The following is a 15,708-nucleotide window of genomic DNA, read 5'->3' as shown; positions in this document are numbered from 1 at the left end:
ACCGCCGCTGGCGCCCGCGGTCGCCCCGCCGTCGGCGAGTTCGGCCAGCGACGCCCCGTGGTAGGAGTCGAGGAAGTGCGGCGGCAGCAGCGGGTTGCCCGAGACGACGGCGTTCGTCGCGAGGTAGGGGACGAGCGCGAGGCCGGCCAGCCCGGCGACGACCGCCAGCGTGCGCCGGTCGTTCCTGGGCGCCGTCGGGAGGTCGACGACGGCGAGCGCGGCCAGCAGCGTGATCCCCTCGGGCGCGTGGACCCACGCGAGCAGGCCGCCGCAGGCGAAGGCGCCGCCCCGGAGCGCCGCACTCTCCAGGGGCGTGCGGCCGTCCTCGCGGCTCGCCGCGAACGCGTACACCGCCAGCAGGACGAACATCGCCGAGAGGGTGTGTCGCTTCGGCGTGCTCGCCCAGAAGGCGACGGGCGTCCCCAGCAGGACGGCCGCCCCCGCGAGCGCGCCGACGGTCCGGCCGTGCCGGAGCGCGACCAGCCGGTAGGCGGCGACGACCACCACCGCGCCCGCGAGCATCGTCGCCAGCTGCAAGGCGACCGTCGACGGGTCGACCCGCAGCGGCTTGTAGAACCAGGCGTTGCCGGCCAGCGCGAGCGCGGCCAGTCCCGCACCTGCCCAGACCCCGCGCCGACGCTGGCCGGCGAGGTCGCCGACGAGCGCGGTCGTCGCGGCCACGAGCGCGCTGAACGCGGCGACGACGAGCCAGCGCAGGTCGACCAGCGGGTCGAGCGCCTCGACCGCCCAGTAGACCGGCAGGGCCAGGGCGACCAGACCGTACCCGCGGCCCCACACCCGGCCGTCGCGGTAGTGCATCCCGGGGTAGCTCCGCCCGAGTTCGCCCGGGACGCCCAGCGACAGCCGCCCGTCTGCCAGCCGTTCGAGCGTCCAGGTGTACAGCCCGATGTCGTTGAAGAAGACGCCGACGCGCCAGGTCGACAGGTAGAGCGCGAGCGCCCCGCAGAACAGCGCCAGCCCCGGCCGGCCGCCGAACAGGACCCGCGTCGGCGTCGCCGCGAGGGCGGCGGCTCGCTCGTCGCGGACCGCGGCCGGGAGCCACCCGAACCGCGCCGAGTCGCCGCTCATCGGCGCCGGCTCCCCCTGATCGCTCGGCTTTCATTAGCTGGCCAGTCACTCGGTCCCGTCACGTTGCCACCACGTTCCGCGCTCCCCGAGATAACTATTCGGGGGCGATTATCGCACGCGATAAGGGCCGAGAGCGGCTGGGCGACGACGTTCGATTCTCGCGCGTATCGCCGGCATCGGCGCCACGGGTCCGCGGTTCGACCGCCGGAACGGGGAGGTGCCCGCGGAGGCGACCTCCCTCGCGTTGCTCACGAAGGGCGTCAGAGTCGCTCAGACGGTGTGTCCGCCCACGTTTTCGGCGGCGGGCGGGCAGACCTCGCTCACCCCGCCGCCGGAAAGCCGGTCAGAAACTCGTCATCTTCGCCTGGACCCAGTCGTCGCTCTCGTCGGTCTCCACGTCGGTCGCGTAGCGGTCGAGCAGCCGGTCGAGGCTCACGTCGTCGGTCTCGCGGAGGTAGGCCAGTTCGGAGAGCGTGAGCGAGCCGGTCCGGCGGAGCTTGCGCGTGAGGCGGTCGGGGTCGAGCGGCTCGCGGCGCACCTCGAAGTCGACGCCCGCGGCGACCGACCGGTCGGCCTCGGCGCGGCTGACGCCCTCTTCGAGGAGCGTCCCGAACTCCAGCCCGGCCTCCTCGGCGCCGCGGTAGAGGACGGCGAGCGCGGCGATGAGCGACCGGACCGCCTCCGGGTCGTCGCCGACGTGCTTCCCGAAGACGAGCTCGCGGTCGCGCTCGGCGAGCGCGTCGGCCAGCAGGTCGAAGTCCCGCAGGCCCGCGAGCACCCGCTCGCGGATCCGCGCGCGGGCGTTGCGCTCGCTCTGGTCGCTCCCGAAGGTCGTCTCGCCGCGCAGGTACGCCCGGTCCGCGGGCGAGAGGATCCCCCGCGGTCGCTCGTTCCCCGACATAACTTGTTACGGGTTATATTCTGGTCCTATTTAAGCAATTGTACTCCGTACCGAGTTACGGACCGCTCGACCGACGCAACGCTTAACGGGGTCGTCGGGGAACGGGGAGTCGTACCGAGCGCGAACGCAGTCGCTCGGGCGGTAACGACCGCGCGGCCGGGCTCCCTGGCAGGTGTCGCCGGCCGCGGGAATCGGGGCGAGCGCCCGGTCGTCGGTTCGTCGACGCGCCGGATAACGCTTGCTCCCCAGCCGACGACCACAGACATGACTCCCGAACAGCGACAGGACGACGGTACGGAATCGACAGCGAACCGGCGGACGGACCCGGCCGACCGGACCCTCGACGTGCGGGTCGGGGGGGACCGGCTGGCGACGGCCGTCGACGCCGCGGCGGCGGTCGCCGACGAGTGCCGGGTGCGGTTCGAGGACGGCCTGGCCTTCCGGGCGCGCGACCCGGCGGACGTGGCGATGGCCGAGTTGCGCCTCGACCGCGGGGCGTTCGACGCCTACGAGGCCGACGAGGCGACGTTCGGCGTGGCGCTCGACCGACTCGGCGACGCCGTCTCACTGGCCGACGGCGAGTCGGTCCGGCTGGCGCTCGGCGAGGGCGGCCGCTTCGACGTGAGTGCCGGCGCGGTCGAGTACGCGTTCGCGCCGATCGCGGCCGAGGCGGTCAGGGAGGTCCAGTGGGTCGACGCGGGGCCGACCGCGTCGAGCGCGACGATGGCCGCGGAGGACCTCCGGCGAGCGGTCCGGGCCGCGGACCTGGTGGCCGACCACGCGACGTTTGCGGTCGACCCCGACGAGCGGACGCTGACGGTCGCCGCCAGCGGCGACACCGACGACGTACGGCTCGACTTCGACGACGAGGCTCTCGACGCGCTCGACGCGGGGGCTGTCGAGTCGCTGTACTCGGTCGACTACCTCCGCGATATCGTCGGCGCGATCCCGGACGGCGTGGCGGTGACCGTCGAGTTCGTCGGCGGGGACGAGGGCGGCTGTCCGCTCTCGCTCGAACACCCGTTCGCGGGCGGCGCGGGGACGGGACGGTGGCTGCTGGCGCCGAGGATCCGGCGGTAGAGGCGAGTCGCCGGCGTCGAACGCCTACTCCGCCGTCCCGTCCGACAGCACCGCACGGTAGCGCCGTCCGGCGTCGTCGTCGGCGTCGATGGCGTCGGCGACCCGCGCGGAGACCCAGCGGTCGGCCTCCGCGGGCGGGTCGGCCGGTTCGACCCCCGCCGAGCGGAACCGCGCGGGGAGATACCGCTCGTAGACCGGGAGCCGTTCGGAGAGCGGGACGCCCGCGTAGTCGGCGATGTCCTCCAGTTCGCGCAGTGCGGGCCACTTGTAGTCGGGGTTGACGTGGTCGTCGGTGACCGGGGAGACGCCGCCCAGATCGTCGACGCCGCAGTCGAGCACGTCCCTGACGGGCGCGAGGTTCGGGGGGACCTGCACCGACACCTCCTCGGGCAGTGCCGCGCGGGCCATCGCGACGGTGCGTCGTAGCGTCTCGACGCCCGGCGAGCCGCCCGACCAGCGCTCGTTCTCGCGGACGGGCTGGACGATCACCTCCTGGACGTGGTCGTAGCGGTCGTGGAGTTCACGGATGGCCAGCAGGCTCTCGGCGCGGTCCGCCCAGTCCTCGCCGATACCGACGAGGATGCCCGTCGTGAACGGGACGCCGAGTTCGCCCGCAGTGCGGATGGTGTTGAGTCGCTGGCCGGGGTTCTTCGCGCGCGGGCCGCCGTGGGCCTGCACGTCGGCGGTGGTTTCGAGCATCACGCCCATGCTGGCGTTCACGTCCGCGACGGTGGCCATCTGCTCGCGGGTCTGGTCGCCGGGGTTGGCGTGGGGAAGTAGCCCCTCCTCGATGGCGATCTCGCAGACCTCCCGGAGGTAGGTGTGGATGGAGTCGTGGCCCCACTCGGCGAGCTGGTCGTGGACCGCGGTGTAGCGGTCGTCGGGGTCGTCGCCGAAGGTGAACAGGGCCTCCGTGCAGCCGGCGTCGGCGCCGGTCCGGACGACCTCGCGCACGTCCTCGGGGGACATGAGTTCGGCCTGGCCGGGCGGGTCGTAGTAGGTGCAGTAGGTGCAGGTGTACCGGCAGGCGGTCGTCAGCGGGACGAACACGTTGCGGGCGAAGGTGAGCTCGTCGGCGGCCGTCACGTCCGCTGGCGTGACCGAGAGCAGGCGCTCGACCTCGTCGGGGTCGGGCTCGACGGCCACGTCGTACTCGTCGGCGCCGGGGATCACACTCGCCCGTCCACGTTCGACCGGCAAAGCGTTGACGCTCCCGGAGACGGGGGACGGGCGGCGAGCGGAGCGTAGCCGGGGGGAGAACGGTCGGAGCCAGCGGGGTCGGGTCCGCCGAAGCGAACAATGGACGGCCGGCGGCGGACCCGGGACCGCCGGCCGCGGAACGGCCGACCGCGCCCCGGGTGGGGTGACTGGGAGCGGACCCGGCGACGCGGCCGCGGTGCCGACGCGAGACGCGGCCCGTCCGCACGGGGTCGACCCGTGCGTGTGGACCGTCGGCACACCACGTGAAAACCGTTGTCCGAATTTCGTTCGGGATCAGTCCGAACTCCGTTCGAGGTCCACGCGGCCGTCGGCCGCGACGACCGAAAAGCCCGCCTCGCGCAGCCACGCCGCGGCCGCGCCCTCGCCGTGGAGCAACACCTCGACGAGGTCGGCCGGCTCGTCCACGTCGGTCGCGAGCCGGGCGGAGTCGACCTCTGTGACCGACAGGCCGGCCTCGCCGGCGGTCGTCCGGTGGTCGCGGACGGACACGCCGTGGTAGTCGACGCGAAACGCCGGGTCCCTGGCGACGAGGGCGTTCGTCCCGCCGCCGCGGCCGGGCGCGATCACCACGTCCGCGTCGGGCTCGAACAGCCGTTCGAGCGCCCCGGGGGTGGCGAGCGCCAGGTCGGCCATCACGACCGCGACCGGGTCGTCGTCGTCGGCCGCGGGCAGGCGGTCGTTCACGGCCTCGGTGAGCGGTCGGTCGTCGACGGCGACCGGCGCGTCGGCGTCGACCGGTGCCGTCGAGAGGACGAGCGGGTCGACCGGGACCCGTCGCTCGCGGTCGAGCGTCGAAAGAACGGAAAGCACGTCGTCCAGCATCGTCCGCGCGAACGCGGCCCGCTCGGCCTCGTCTAAGACCGGCGCGAGGCGGGTCTTGGGCCGCTCGGGGGCGAACGGGACGACGACGCGCATCTACTGCAGCTTCGTGGGTTCGTCCTGGTTGGAGCGCCAGTAGTAGACGCCGCCGCCGACGATCCCCAGGACCACCAGCGCACCGACGGCCATCAGGATGGTCTGGTTGCGCTGGGCGGACTGCTCGGCCTGCTCGGCCGCCTCCAGGGCGTCCTCCGCGTTGGACTCGGCGTTCTCGAAGTTGCCGTTCTCGTAGGCGGAGATCGCCTGGTCGAGGTCGTCCTGACCGTCGTCCGCCCCCGAGGCGTTGATCGCCTCGGCGGCCTCGTCGATGGACTCGCGCGCGTCCTTGCTGGCGTTCGTGTAGTGGTGGACGGCGGTGGCGTTCAGGCCGCTCGTCGAGCTCCCCTGGACCGACTCGAAGTCGTAGAGCGTGTAGGTCTCGGCCGGCTCGTAGGTGTAGTTCTCGATGGCGGGCGTGTCGCCGGTGAGCTCGACGACCACCGTGTCACCGTTGTTGCTGGCGTTGAGCGGGTGTTCGAACGACCGGTCGCCGAACGTCTCCTGGCTCACCTGTTCGCCCTGTTGGCGGACCGTCACCGTCCAGCTGACGTTCTCCAGCTCGGTGCTCCCCCGGAGGGTCCACTCGTCGGGCATGTCGACGAACGGGTCCTCGACGGTCACCGTCGTCGTCACCGTCTCGCCGACCTGCGTCTCCTCGGGAACCTCACCGGGCGACACCGAGATAGCCCCGGCTGTCCCGGCCGCCGCGAGCGAGAGGGCGAGCAATGCGACCAGCGCGGCGCTCTTAGAAGAGCGGATCCAACTCATCCTCGTCATCTTCCACCAACTCCTCTAAGTTCTCTTCGCTTTGCTGCCGGATGTCGTCGATGTTGTCCTGGGCCTCGATGGCGACCTGCTGGAGCTCCTTGATCCGCGGGACGTTGTGGACGCCCGACAGCAGGATCGAGGCGGCGACGTTGTTCTCGTTGACGGGGTAGTCGCCGCCGCGGACCTCCATCGACCCGGTCTGCTCCTCGAGCCACTTGCGGCCGCGCTCGATGCCCTTCCGGTTGAGGTGGTCCGGCGGACCGCTCATCACGAGCAGCGCCCGCTCGGCGCCGTCGATCTCGCAGGGCAGGGTCAGCCGCCCCAGCGCCGCCTTCCGCACCAGCGACGTGATCCGGTTCGTGGTGTTGGCCGTGTCCATGCCGCTGTCGTCGAGGCCGTCGTCGTCGCCCTTGAACCGCGAGAGCAGGCCGCCCGAGTCCTGCTCCTCGACGGTCTCGGCGGCGTAGCCCACGGTGGAGACGCCGCCGCCGGAGAGCGTGTTGATGATCTCCGAGGAGTCGACGACGCTCTCGGCGACCTCGTCGCCGGAACCGACCTCGCCGGCCCCGAAGAGGACGCCGAACCGCCGGACGATCTCGTCGTTGATCTGCTCGTAGCCGCCCTCCATGGACTCGCCGGACTTGCGCCAGGCGTCGTTGTCGAACACGAGCAGGTTGTCGACCTCGCGGACGAACGTCTGGAACGAGCGGGCGGCGTTGAGCGTGTAGATGCCCCCCTCGTCGCCGCCGGGCAGCACGCCCAGGCCGTACACCGGCTCGGTGTAGATCCGCTTGAGGTGTTTCGCCAGGACCGGCGAACCGCCCGAGCCGGTCCCGCCACCGAGCCCCGCCACGATCATGAACGCGTCGATCTCGTGGACCGGGATGTTGTCGATGGCTCCCTGGATCTCGTCGATGTCTTCCTCGGCGATCTCCGCGCCGAGCTCGTTGTCGGCCCCGACGCCGTGACCCTTCACGCGCGCCTGACCGATCAGTACTCGATTCTCCTCCGGAATTCGTTCTAGCCCGAGCAGGTCCGCTTTCGCTGTGTTGACCGCGACCGCGGAGCGGACGATACCGCTCCCGGTGGCCTCGTCGTATTCGAGGAACTTGTCAACGATCTTGCCGCCGGCCTGCCCGAAGCCGATCATCGCCAGTTTCATAGCTGCCGTTACCGTTGAGAAATAAACAGTCCCATCGCGAATATAAGCTTTTTGTCCGGGTATCGAACCTGATGCTGTCATAGTAGTAACTCGTTACCGGGGAACCGCACGACCGTGGCCGGGTAGGCCGTTCTTTCTCCGGTGAGAGGGGTGTCGAACGATAGCCAGGTGCAGCCGGCGATTGAAGTGCGAACACACCACGGACGGTCGGCGGGAAAGCGGTCCATACTACGGCGTAGCACGCCGATACCCGACAGTCGAACGGTGCGGCCAGGAGGCAGCGGTCAGCGACGGCCGTGGGGTCAGCCGGCGAGCCCGAGATACGAGCGGAACGTCGTCAGGTCGGCCTCGGAGACGCCGAAGGCGTCCACGTCGTTGCGGTCGGTCGTGTTGTCCAGCCGCAGCGACCGGACCTGGTCCTTGCCCATGGGGAACCCGACGCTCCCCAGTACGGTGAGGCCGACGTTCGCCATCGCCATCGGCAGCGGGACGATGGAGACGGACTTCCCCTCCGAGTCGTAGACGAGTTCGGTCACCTCCCGGAGCGTCAGCACGTCCGGACCGCCGATCTCGTAGGTCTCGCCGACGTGGGCGTCGTCCTCGACGGCGTCGGCCATCATCGGGACGAACTCCCCGACCCAGATCGGCTGGAACCGCGTCTGTTTGCCGCCGCCGGGCAGCGGGTACACCGGCACGCCCGGCGCGAACCACGACTTCAGTTTCTTGGTGAACTCGACGAACTCCCCGCCCTCGCCGAAGATGATAGAGGGTCGGAAGATCACCCACTCGCGGTCGGAGTCGCGGACCAGCTGTTCGGCGCGGCCCTTCGCCCGCAGGTAGTGGGTCGGCCCGTCGGCGTCGGCGCCGAGCGCGCTCTGGTGGACGAACCGCTCGACGCCGTGTTCCGCCGCGGCCCGCAGGCAGTTCTCCGCCCCGCCGCGGTGGACGCGGTCGTGCATCTCGTCGCCCCCGTCGGGCTTGAACAGCGGCGACAGCGCCACGAGGTAGACGACCGCGTCCTGCCCCTCGAAGGCGCCCTCGATGCTGTCGTAGTCGGTCACGTCCCCCGCGTACGTGTTCACGGCTGCCGGCAGCCCCTCGCCGTCGGGGCTCCGCGAGAGGACCGTCACGTCGTGGCCCCGCTCGACCAGTTCCTCGCTGAGGTGCGTCCCGACGAACCCGCTCCCGCCGACGACGAGTACGTTCATGTCAGAACGATTCGGGGCCAGATCCCTAAACGTTCCCGCCCAACTGGTCGTGTACGGCGTCGGGGCGGTCGCCTCAGAGTGCTCCGCCCCGCGACTGCGGCCCCGGCAGTCCGCCGTCCTTGGCGACGCCGCCGCTCAGAGTTCGAGCTCGGTCGCCGACTCGACCTCGAACCGGCGGACCTCGGGCTCGCCGGCCAGGAGATCCGGCAGGCGCTCCTCGAAGGCCCGGAAGTGGTCGGTTTCGGTGTGGGCCTCGAAGGCGGCCGCGTCCTCGTACTGTTCGAAGAAGCGGATCACGTTCTCGTCCTGCAGGTCGACGGTCGCCCGGTAGTCGATCATACCGGGTTCCTCGCTGGACCGCTCGACGAGGTCGTCGGCCAGTTCGAGCGCTTCGTCGCGGTGCTCGGGGTCGATCGGGAACGACGCGTGGAGTACGATCACGGGCACATCCCGAGGCGCCGCCGAAAAATAGACCACGGAACCGGACAGTTTCGGAAGCGGACCGTGACCGCTCTTGCCGCCGACCGTCCACGGTGGGACACCCCGGTCGCCCGTCAGTATTGCAAACAGGTGTACGACCGATATAGCCGCCGCTCGGGGAGTAGTGCGGTGGAAAAGTGGGCCGGCACGAATTTGAATCGTGGTTACGGCCACCCGAAGGCCGAAGGATACCAAGCTACCCCACCGGCCCGTGCTGGTAGCACTTGTACGGAGAGGCCGGCCGTTTTTAACAGTTCCGAAGCGCGCTCACCCCGGGACGGCGGGCCGCCCGGACCGACGAGCGAGGTCAGTACTCGGTGAAGCCGTCGGTGTCGAGGTAGTTGTGGGCGACGGTGATCGCGTGGTCGGCGTGGAGCGGTTCGGGCCCCAGCCGCACCCGGCGGTCGGCGGCGTCGGCCAGCAGGTCGGCTTCCCCGGCCGAGAAATCGCGGTGGTCCGAGAGGACGAACACGGGGTCGCTCGGCGGGTCGGCGGCGACGACGGGGTCGCCGTCCTCGTGGAGCTGGACGACGGTGCCGTCGCGGGCGGCGGCGTCGAGGGTCGGCTCGAACCCGCGGCGGGTGAGCGAGACGCCCGGCGAGGTCTCGACGGGCTGGTGGCCGATGGCCTCCTCGCGCTCTTCCAGTGCACCCCGGACGAGCGCGGCCGTCGAGCGCTCGTCGGGGTTGAGCCGGCGCAACTCCCGGCCGTCGAAGGTGACGGTGAACTCGTCGGCCAGCACGAGGTGGACCCGGACGGCCTCACGGATGTCGTGCGAGAGGAAGAAAGCCGAGGTGACGCAGCGACAGAGCACGTCGAGGCGGCCGGCGCCGCCGGCGATGTCGTCGAGCGAGAAGTCGGGGGTCGTCGGCGCGTCGTGACCGAGGACGACGAACTGGCGCATGAGCGAGGGGAGGCGCGGTCGGGGTATACCTCCGTCGAAGTGCGCCGCGTGTCGACGGGCCACCCGGCGCCGGCGGACGGCGCGAAAACGTTTTCTCGTCGGCCTCGCGACACGGGAGCGTGCATCCGCTGGTCCGGCTCGCCGGCGTGGTCGCGCTCCTCGGCGTCCTCGGGGGACTGTGCGTTCACTACGACGCCGTCGCGCCGAGCCAGAGCCCGTACCCCGAGCCCGAGGAACTCGTCACCGACTACGACGCCCACGTCGGCGAGCGGACGCTGCTGTTCGGGACGGTCCGGCGGGTCGACGCCGGCGCCGACCGGGCGACCGTCCGCGTCGACTCGGCCGCCGGCCGCTTCGAGATGACTGTGACCGGCTTCGCCGAGCGCGTCCGGCCCGGCGGCGTCGTGCAGGTGTACGGCACCCTCCGGGCGGACCGGACAATCGACGCGTCGGCCGTCGCGGTCGTCAACCCGGCGGGCGGCTCGAAGGGCTACAAGTACGCCGTCTCGGCGGTCGGTGCGCTGTTCGCCGTCGCGCTGTTCCTCCGCCGCTGGCGAGTCGACCGGGGGTCGCTGGCGTTCGAGGCGCGAGCGGACGAGCGCGAGGTGAGCCGGGATGGCTGACCTGCTGACCCACGTCCTCGCGGTCTACGTCGTCCTGACCGTCGCGAGCTGGGGAGCCGACCGGATCGCGCCCCGGTGGGTCGCGGTGGGGATGTGCGGCGGCACGATCCCCGACCTCGTGAAGGTCGACCTCCTGCTGGGGTCGGCGACGGTCGAGGCCGCGCTCGGCGTCCCGTTCTCCTGGAGCGCGGTGAGCACGCTGGGCGGCGTGGGGCTGGTGGCGGGCGCCGTCGCGCTGGCGTTCGGACCCCGCCACCGGCGACGGGCGTTCGGATTCCTCGCCGCCGGCGGGTCGCTGTCGCTGGCGGTGGACGGGCTCAGGGTGTTCGCGGACGGCCGCGCGGGCCCGTGGCTCTACCCGGTCACCTGGTGGCGACCGCCGACGCCGAGCCTCTACGTCACCTCGGACCCGCGGGTGCTCGTCGCCGCGGTCGTCGCCGCGGCGCTCGTGTTCGCCGTCGACCGTCAGATCGGGCGCGACGGGGACACAGAGTAGCAACCGCCACCAAAAACGGCGACGCGCCGACGAGCGGAGACGCTCACCAGGTCAGGCCGACGTACTCGATGCCGTCGCGGCGCTCGACGATGTGGCGGCCGTCGAGGACCAGCGGCTCGGCCATCGCGTCGAACTCCGAATCGAGCGCGGCGAACTCGTCCCAGTCGGTGACCGCGACCGCGGCGCGGGCACCGTCCAGCGCCTCGGCCGCGCTGTCGGCGTATGCGACCTCGATCTCGGGGTAGTGCTCGTCGAAGCTCTCGGTCGCCACGGGGTCGTAGGCGACCACCTCCGCACCGCGCTCCTGGAGGCCCTCGATGACCGGGACCGCGCGGGTCTTGCGAACGTCGTCGGTCCCGGGCTTGAACGAGAGGCCGAGGACGGCGACGCGCTCGCCGGCCACGTCCGCCCGCTCGTCCAGCAACGCGAGGAGTCGCTCCGGTTGCAGGTCGTTCACCTCGACCGCGGCCTCGAGGACGGGCGGTTCGTAGCCCGCCTCCCGCGCGGCCGCGATGATCGCGTTCGTGTCCTTCGGGAAACACGAACCGCCCCAGCCGAGCCCGGAGCGCAGGAACTTCCCGCCGATGCGGTCGTCGAGGGCGATCGCGTCGGCGACCTCGTAGGCGTCGACGTCGAACTCCTTGCAGATGTTCCCGATGTCATTAATAAGGGAGACCTTCGACGCCAGAAAACCGTTGTTGGCGTACTTGATCATCTCGGCCTCGCGGATACCGGTCTCGACGACGGCGGCGTCGCTCTCCGCGACCAGCGGCGCGAACACCTCCCCGAGGGTGTCGTAGGCGGCCGGCCGGCGGGCGCCGAAGACGATCTTCTGCGGGTCGAGGAAGTCCTCGACGGCGGTGCCCATCCGGAGGAACTCGGGGTTCATCGCGACGTGGAAGTCCTCGCCGGCGGTCTTCCCCGAGGTCTCCTCGATGGCGGGCGCGATCGTCTCCTCGGTCGAGCCGGGGACGACGGTGCTCTTGACGACGACGAGGTGGTCGCCCTCTTTCTCGGCGAGCGCCTCGCCCAGCGACTGGGCGCCGGCCTCCATGTACGTCAGGTCGATGGCGCCGTCGTCCTCGGAGGGGGTCGGCAGGGCGAGGAAGGTCACGTCGGTCTCGCGGACGGCGTCGTAGTCGGTGGTCGCCCGCAGGGTCTCGCCGGCGTGGTCGGCCACCAGGTCGTCGAGGCCGGGCTCGTGGATCGGCGACTCGCCGCCGTTGATGGCGGCGACGATGTCCCCGTCGATGTCGACGTTCGTCACCTCGTGCCCCAGGTCGGCGAGACAGGCGGCGACCGTCGTCCCGACGTAGCCGCTGCCCACGATGCTGACGTGCATTGACGGATGGGTTGTCCGCCGCCGTCTTCAGGATTCGGATCGACCGAGCGAGGGCCAGCCGTTCGCGTTGCGAGTCGAGTAGTTGTTTCCGGTTGTTCTGGCGTAGATGAAACGGACACGACAGCGACCGCACTCGACTGTGACCGGTGAACGCCCTCGGCGCGCTCGCTCGGAGTTGGATCGACCACAGACGATAGCGAGCGATGAAAGCCCTCGGCGCGCTCGCGGTCGCTGTCGCCGAAAATATTCGATTTTCGGGATCTCGCAGGAGCTCCGCTCCTGCGGACCTCGCGAATCTCCGATTCGCTCAGTGACGAGAGCTCCGCTCTCTCGAACCAAGCGGGATATCCGCGCTCTCCGCACCGCCCGCTCACGGCACAGCCGTTCGCTTCGAGGTGCCACGTGCCTCGCACCGCGCGGATAGGGGTCGCTCAGACGACTAAACTACACGCGAGCGCACCTCGCCCGTTCAGTCCGGCAGGGACCGCGACCGCACAGCACCGTGACCGCACCGCAGGGGACCTCACACCTCCCCAGCCTCTTGCGCTGTCTGCGGGCGACGCTCGGGTCGCCCGCATGGCCCGAGGGACCGCCGGCCCCTCGCTGCTCGCAAGCTGCGCTTCTCATCCCTCGCGCGATGCCGTCGCGCGCATGAACGCGCGCCAACGTCAGAGCAAGCTCCGACGGCCCATCGGAATCGCAAGCGATTCCGAGACGACAGCGCACGCCGACCGCACCGCAGCGGCTCACTGCAACGGCGTCCGTTCGTACGGAACGTCGCCGCTCGCGTCACAGTTATGTCCGTGTGACCCCAAACGCGGGTACGATCTCCACGGGTACGCGGGACGGGCGATTCGACATGTACGGGCACGGAAACGGACGGATCCTGACACGGCAACAAGCGGCCAGTGGCGGGCACGTCTGGCGGCGGGTGATACCGTGAGTTCGGCGACCCACCGGTCCCGGCTCCCCACCGACCGACTCGGGCGCAGAGCGCTCGCGGTGGTCGCGACGCTGGCGGCGGTCGCCGGGGCGGTCGCGCTCGTCGGCCCCGACGCGGTCGGGACGGCGCTGGCCGGTGCGGACGGGCGGACGGTCGCGCTCGTCGCGGCCGTCGCGGTCGCGGTGCTGGTCGCCAGGGGGCTCGCGCTGCGCGTCCTCCTCGGTATCCTCGGCCACGACGCGCCGGTGGGTCGGGTCCTCGGCGCGTACGTCGCGACGACGGTCGTCAGCACGGTCGCCCCGGGCGGCCAGGCCGGCGGCGCGCCGGTCAACGGCCTGCTCGTCGCGCGCACCTCCGACGCCGACTACGAGGACGGCGTCGCCGCGGTCGTCGCCGTCAGCGCGCTCACCAACGCCCTCGTCGGCGCGTTCGGCGTCGTCGGCGTCGGCTACCTGCTGGCGACCGCCGGCGCCGGAAGCAGTGACGTGACCGCACTGGCGGCGGTCGGCGTCGGCTTCGTCGCCCTGGCCGCGGCCGGCGGGGTCGTCCTCTGGCGGGTCCGCGACCGCGCGACCGCCGCCCTCGTCTCGCTGGTCGCGCGACTCGCCGGCGCGCTCCGGGTCGTCCCCCGGGTCTCGCCGCCGGACCGGGCGGCCGTCGCCGACCGGGCGGACCGGTTCCGGGCCGCGCTGGCGCGGCTACGCGGTGGGTCGCCCCGACAGATCGTGACCCTGGTCGGACTGCTGGCCGTCGCCCACGCGCTGACCGTGGTCGCGCTGTGGCTCTCGTTCCGCGCGGTCGGGGAGTCGGTCTCGGTCGGCGTCCTGCTGGCCGTGATCCCCGCCGCCGTCGCGGCGGCGGTCGTCCCGGCCCCGGGCGGCAGCGGCGTCGACGCCGCGCTGGTCGGCCTGCTCGCCGCGGGCACGAGCGCCGTCGCGCCGGTGGCCGGCGCGGCCGTCCTCGTCTACCGCGTCGCCACGTCCGGTCCCGCGCTCGTCGCTGGCGGCGCTGTCGTCGCCGCGATGGCGTCGCTCGGGTGGTTCCGTGAGCGCGATCCCGGGGCCGGCGACTGATGCCGGCACGTCGACGCGTCGCGGCGCCGGCGGCGACGGTCCGAGGGGTCCCGGGCGACTCGCCTTTTTGTACGTCGCGGTCCGACGGCACACCATGGCACCCGTTCGCCGGCTCGTCGTGGACGTGTTGAAACCGCACGACCCGCCGCTGCTCGCGTTCACCCAGCGCCTGAGCGAACTCGACTCCGTCGAGGGCGCGAGCACGTCGCTGGTCGAACTCGACCAGGAGGTCCAGAACGTCAAGGTCACGCTGGAGGGCGAAGACCTCGACTACGACGCCGTCGAGGCCGCCGTCGAGGAGTTGAGCGGGACGGTCCACTCCGTCGACGAGGTGGCCTGCGGCGACTACGTCGTCGAGGACCGCCCCACGCCACAGGACGGCTGACCGTGTCCGCGCTCGACCGCGCCCGCCGCCTGCTGGGCAAGGAGGACGTGCTCTCGATCGCCCGCCGCTACTTCGTCTCGAACGGCTTCGACGGGACGCTCACGGCCATCGGCGTCGTCGTCGGGGCCGTCCTCTCGGGCGTGCCCGACGGCGCGACGGTCATCAAGATCGGCGCCGGCGCGGCCGTCGGCCTGGGCACCTCGGCGGTCTGGAGCGTCTGGGAGATCGAGCGCGCCGAGACGCGCGCGGCGGTCCGCCGCGTCGAACGGGCGATGCTCACCGACCTCGACGACACGCGCATCGAGCACGAACAGAGCGGCGCCCGCGTCGTCCACGCCGTCGCCAGCGGCCTCGGCCCGCTCATCGGCATCCTGATCACTCTCCTCCCCTTCGCCTTCGAGGGGACCGCCTTCTCGATGGTCGAGGCGGCGCTCGTCTCCGTCGCGCTCGGCGTCGGCGTCCTCGGCGCGTTCGGCGCCTACATGGGGTCGATCTCCGGCCAGCGCTGGTACGTCGCCGCCGCCCGGATGGGACTGGCGGGGCTGGTCGTCGCCGTCATCAACGTCTTCCTGCCGGGGTAGCGACCGGACGGGGAGTTCCCTCAATCGTTGACGAGCGACTCCCGCCGGCCGGTGAACTCGTCGGGGTCGAGCCGGAAGAAGTCGAACGACACCATCCGCAGCGGCTCCTCGAACACGTCGACCAGCGGGATGTCGATCCGCTCCATCTCGGCGAGCGTCTCCGTTTCGATCCCCGCCTCCTCGGTGTCGTGCAACCGGCCGCGCGCGACGACACTGCGCCATCGCCCGTCGTCGTCCCCGTCCTCGTCGCCGTACGCGACGAACGTCACCGGCCTGCCGGCCAGCTCCCCCGGATCGTCGTCGTGGCCGACGGAGATCCGGAAGTAGAACACCCGGTCCTCGGCGTCGTAGCCGTACGACACCGGGACGGCGTCCGGCGGCTCGTCGCCGACCGTCGACAGCGAGAGGACTCCCGTTCCCCCGCTCCCCAGGAATCGGTCGACCTCCTCCGCCCCCATCTCGATCTCCTCGGCGTCGGTCATACGTTCCGGTACGCGCGTCACGCTGATAAGCCCGCGGCCGACGCCGTCGATC

The 15,708-nt window shown here is 71.5% G+C and carries 16 protein-coding genes, 1 tRNA gene and 1 pseudogene; 6 read left to right on the top strand and 12 right to left on the bottom strand.

Annotated features, from left to right (window positions below):
- A pseudogene (locus E3328_RS11160) lies at positions 1–1,089 on the bottom strand (hypothetical protein); the annotation flags it as partial.
- Between the two features lie 343 nt (positions 1,090–1,432).
- A complete protein-coding gene (locus E3328_RS11155) occupies positions 1,433–1,990 on the bottom strand; it encodes a DUF8102 family protein (RefSeq protein ID WP_135364630.1) in 558 nt (185 codons plus the stop codon).
- 264 nt (positions 1,991–2,254) lie between these two features.
- On the opposite strand from E3328_RS11155, the gene E3328_RS11150 reads away from it, so the two are divergent.
- Positions 2,255–3,070 carry a beta clamp domain-containing protein gene (locus E3328_RS11150; protein WP_135364629.1) on the top strand — a complete coding sequence of 272 codons (816 nt, stop codon included), beginning with the start codon at positions 2,255–2,257 and terminating at the stop codon, positions 3,068–3,070.
- A gap of 24 nt (positions 3,071–3,094) precedes the next feature.
- On the opposite strand, the gene cofG is transcribed toward E3328_RS11150, so the two are convergent.
- The 8 genes from cofG to trmY all read right to left on the bottom strand — a co-directional run bounded on the left by cofG (position 3,095) and on the right by trmY (position 9,731).
- Positions 3,095–4,243 carry a 7,8-didemethyl-8-hydroxy-5-deazariboflavin synthase subunit CofG gene (gene cofG, locus E3328_RS11145; protein ID WP_135364628.1) on the bottom strand — a complete coding sequence of 383 codons (1,149 nt, stop codon included), beginning with the start codon at positions 4,241–4,243 and terminating at the stop codon, positions 3,095–3,097.
- A 321-nt stretch (positions 4,244–4,564) separates the two neighbouring features.
- Positions 4,565–5,206: a 2-phospho-L-lactate guanylyltransferase gene (gene cofC, locus E3328_RS11140; protein WP_135364627.1), complete on the bottom strand. Its 642-nt coding sequence runs from the start codon at positions 5,204–5,206 to the stop codon at positions 4,565–4,567.
- On the bottom strand, positions 5,207–5,986 hold the full coding sequence (locus E3328_RS11135) for a hypothetical protein (protein ID WP_246022972.1): 780 nt from the start codon (positions 5,984–5,986) through the stop codon (positions 5,207–5,209). It abuts the gene before it with no gap.
- Positions 5,955–7,139: a tubulin/FtsZ family protein gene (locus E3328_RS11130; protein ID WP_135364625.1), complete on the bottom strand. Its 1,185-nt coding sequence runs from the start codon at positions 7,137–7,139 to the stop codon at positions 5,955–5,957. The genes E3328_RS11135 and E3328_RS11130 overlap by 32 nt, the downstream gene beginning before the upstream one ends.
- A 302-nt stretch (positions 7,140–7,441) precedes the next feature.
- Positions 7,442–8,347 carry a complex I NDUFA9 subunit family protein gene (locus E3328_RS11125; protein WP_135364624.1) on the bottom strand — a complete coding sequence of 302 codons (906 nt, stop codon included), beginning with the start codon at positions 8,345–8,347 and terminating at the stop codon, positions 7,442–7,444.
- Positions 8,348–8,482: 135 nt separating this feature from the next.
- Positions 8,483–8,788, bottom strand: coding sequence for a putative quinol monooxygenase (locus E3328_RS11120; RefSeq protein ID WP_135364623.1), 306 nt, complete (start codon positions 8,786–8,788; stop codon positions 8,483–8,485).
- A 177-nt stretch (positions 8,789–8,965) separates the two neighbouring features.
- Positions 8,966–9,038, bottom strand: a tRNA-Pro gene (locus tag E3328_RS11115).
- Positions 9,039–9,134: 96 nt separating this feature from the next.
- Positions 9,135–9,731 carry a tRNA (pseudouridine(54)-N(1))-methyltransferase TrmY gene (trmY, locus tag E3328_RS11110; RefSeq protein WP_135364622.1) on the bottom strand — a complete coding sequence of 199 codons (597 nt, stop codon included), beginning with the start codon at positions 9,729–9,731 and terminating at the stop codon, positions 9,135–9,137.
- A gap of 119 nt (positions 9,732–9,850) precedes the next feature.
- On the opposite strand from trmY, the gene E3328_RS11105 reads away from it, so the two are divergent.
- Positions 9,851–10,354, top strand: coding sequence for an OB-like fold-containing membrane protein (locus tag E3328_RS11105; protein WP_135364621.1), 504 nt, complete (start codon positions 9,851–9,853; stop codon positions 10,352–10,354).
- Positions 10,347–10,850 carry a hypothetical protein gene (locus E3328_RS11100; RefSeq protein ID WP_135364620.1) on the top strand — a complete coding sequence of 168 codons (504 nt, stop codon included), beginning with the start codon at positions 10,347–10,349 and terminating at the stop codon, positions 10,848–10,850. Before E3328_RS11105 ends, E3328_RS11100 begins: the two co-directional genes overlap by 8 nt.
- A 43-nt stretch (positions 10,851–10,893) precedes the next feature.
- On the opposite strand, the gene aglM is transcribed toward E3328_RS11100, so the two are convergent.
- Positions 10,894–12,192, bottom strand: a complete 1,299-nt coding sequence (gene aglM / locus E3328_RS11095; RefSeq protein WP_135364619.1) for a UDP-glucose 6-dehydrogenase AglM — start codon at positions 12,190–12,192, stop codon at positions 10,894–10,896.
- Between the two features lie 939 nt (positions 12,193–13,131).
- On the opposite strand from aglM, the gene E3328_RS11090 reads away from it, so the two are divergent.
- The 3 genes from E3328_RS11090 to E3328_RS11080 all read left to right on the top strand — a co-directional run bounded on the left by E3328_RS11090 (position 13,132) and on the right by E3328_RS11080 (position 15,174).
- Positions 13,132–14,208: a lysylphosphatidylglycerol synthase domain-containing protein gene (locus E3328_RS11090; RefSeq protein WP_167837367.1), complete on the top strand. Its 1,077-nt coding sequence runs from the start codon at positions 13,132–13,134 to the stop codon at positions 14,206–14,208.
- 94 nt (positions 14,209–14,302) lie between these two features.
- A complete protein-coding gene (locus E3328_RS11085) occupies positions 14,303–14,593 on the top strand; it encodes a DUF211 domain-containing protein (RefSeq protein WP_135364617.1) in 291 nt (96 codons plus the stop codon).
- A gap of 2 nt (positions 14,594–14,595) precedes the next feature.
- On the top strand, positions 14,596–15,174 hold the full coding sequence (locus tag E3328_RS11080) for a VIT1/CCC1 transporter family protein (RefSeq protein WP_135364616.1): 579 nt from the start codon (positions 14,596–14,598) through the stop codon (positions 15,172–15,174).
- 20 nt (positions 15,175–15,194) lie between these two features.
- On the opposite strand, the gene E3328_RS11075 is transcribed toward E3328_RS11080, so the two are convergent.
- The gene (locus E3328_RS11075) at positions 15,195–15,656 is read right to left on the bottom strand and encodes a pyridoxamine 5'-phosphate oxidase family protein (protein ID WP_135364615.1); all 462 of its coding nucleotides are present in this window, start codon (positions 15,654–15,656) and stop codon (positions 15,195–15,197) included.
- Between the last annotated feature and the right edge of the window lie 52 nt (positions 15,657–15,708).

It is taken from the genome of Halosimplex halophilum (assembly GCF_004698125.1).
GTDB lineage: Archaea > Halobacteriota > Halobacteria > Halobacteriales > Haloarculaceae > Halosimplex > Halosimplex halophilum.
This window is presented reverse-complemented; position numbering and strand designations above follow the sequence as displayed.

Excerpts from the sequence above, each read along its gene's own strand:
- E3328_RS11130 (WP_135364625.1), bottom strand. The coding sequence starts at position 7,139 with ATGAAACTGGCGATGATCGGCTTCGGGCAGGCCGGCGGCAAGATCGTT.
- trmY (WP_135364622.1), bottom strand. The coding sequence starts at position 9,731 with ATGCGCCAGTTCGTCGTCCTCGGTCACGACGCGCCGACGACCCCCGAC.
- E3328_RS11085 (WP_135364617.1), top strand. The coding sequence starts at position 14,303 with ATGGCACCCGTTCGCCGGCTCGTCGTGGACGTGTTGAAACCGCACGAC.
- E3328_RS11150 (WP_135364629.1), top strand. The coding sequence starts at position 2,255 with ATGACTCCCGAACAGCGACAGGACGACGGTACGGAATCGACAGCGAAC.
- cofC (WP_135364627.1), bottom strand. The coding sequence starts at position 5,206 with ATGCGCGTCGTCGTCCCGTTCGCCCCCGAGCGGCCCAAGACCCGCCTC.
- E3328_RS11075 (WP_135364615.1), bottom strand. The coding sequence starts at position 15,656 with ATGACCGACGCCGAGGAGATCGAGATGGGGGCGGAGGAGGTCGACCGA.
- E3328_RS11125 (WP_135364624.1), bottom strand. The coding sequence starts at position 8,347 with ATGAACGTACTCGTCGTCGGCGGGAGCGGGTTCGTCGGGACGCACCTC.
- aglM (WP_135364619.1), bottom strand. The coding sequence starts at position 12,192 with ATGCACGTCAGCATCGTGGGCAGCGGCTACGTCGGGACGACGGTCGCC.
- E3328_RS11100 (WP_135364620.1), top strand. The coding sequence starts at position 10,347 with ATGGCTGACCTGCTGACCCACGTCCTCGCGGTCTACGTCGTCCTGACC.
- E3328_RS11135 (WP_246022972.1), bottom strand. The coding sequence starts at position 5,986 with ATGACGAGGATGAGTTGGATCCGCTCTTCTAAGAGCGCCGCGCTGGTC.
- E3328_RS11155 (WP_135364630.1), bottom strand. The coding sequence starts at position 1,990 with ATGTCGGGGAACGAGCGACCGCGGGGGATCCTCTCGCCCGCGGACCGG.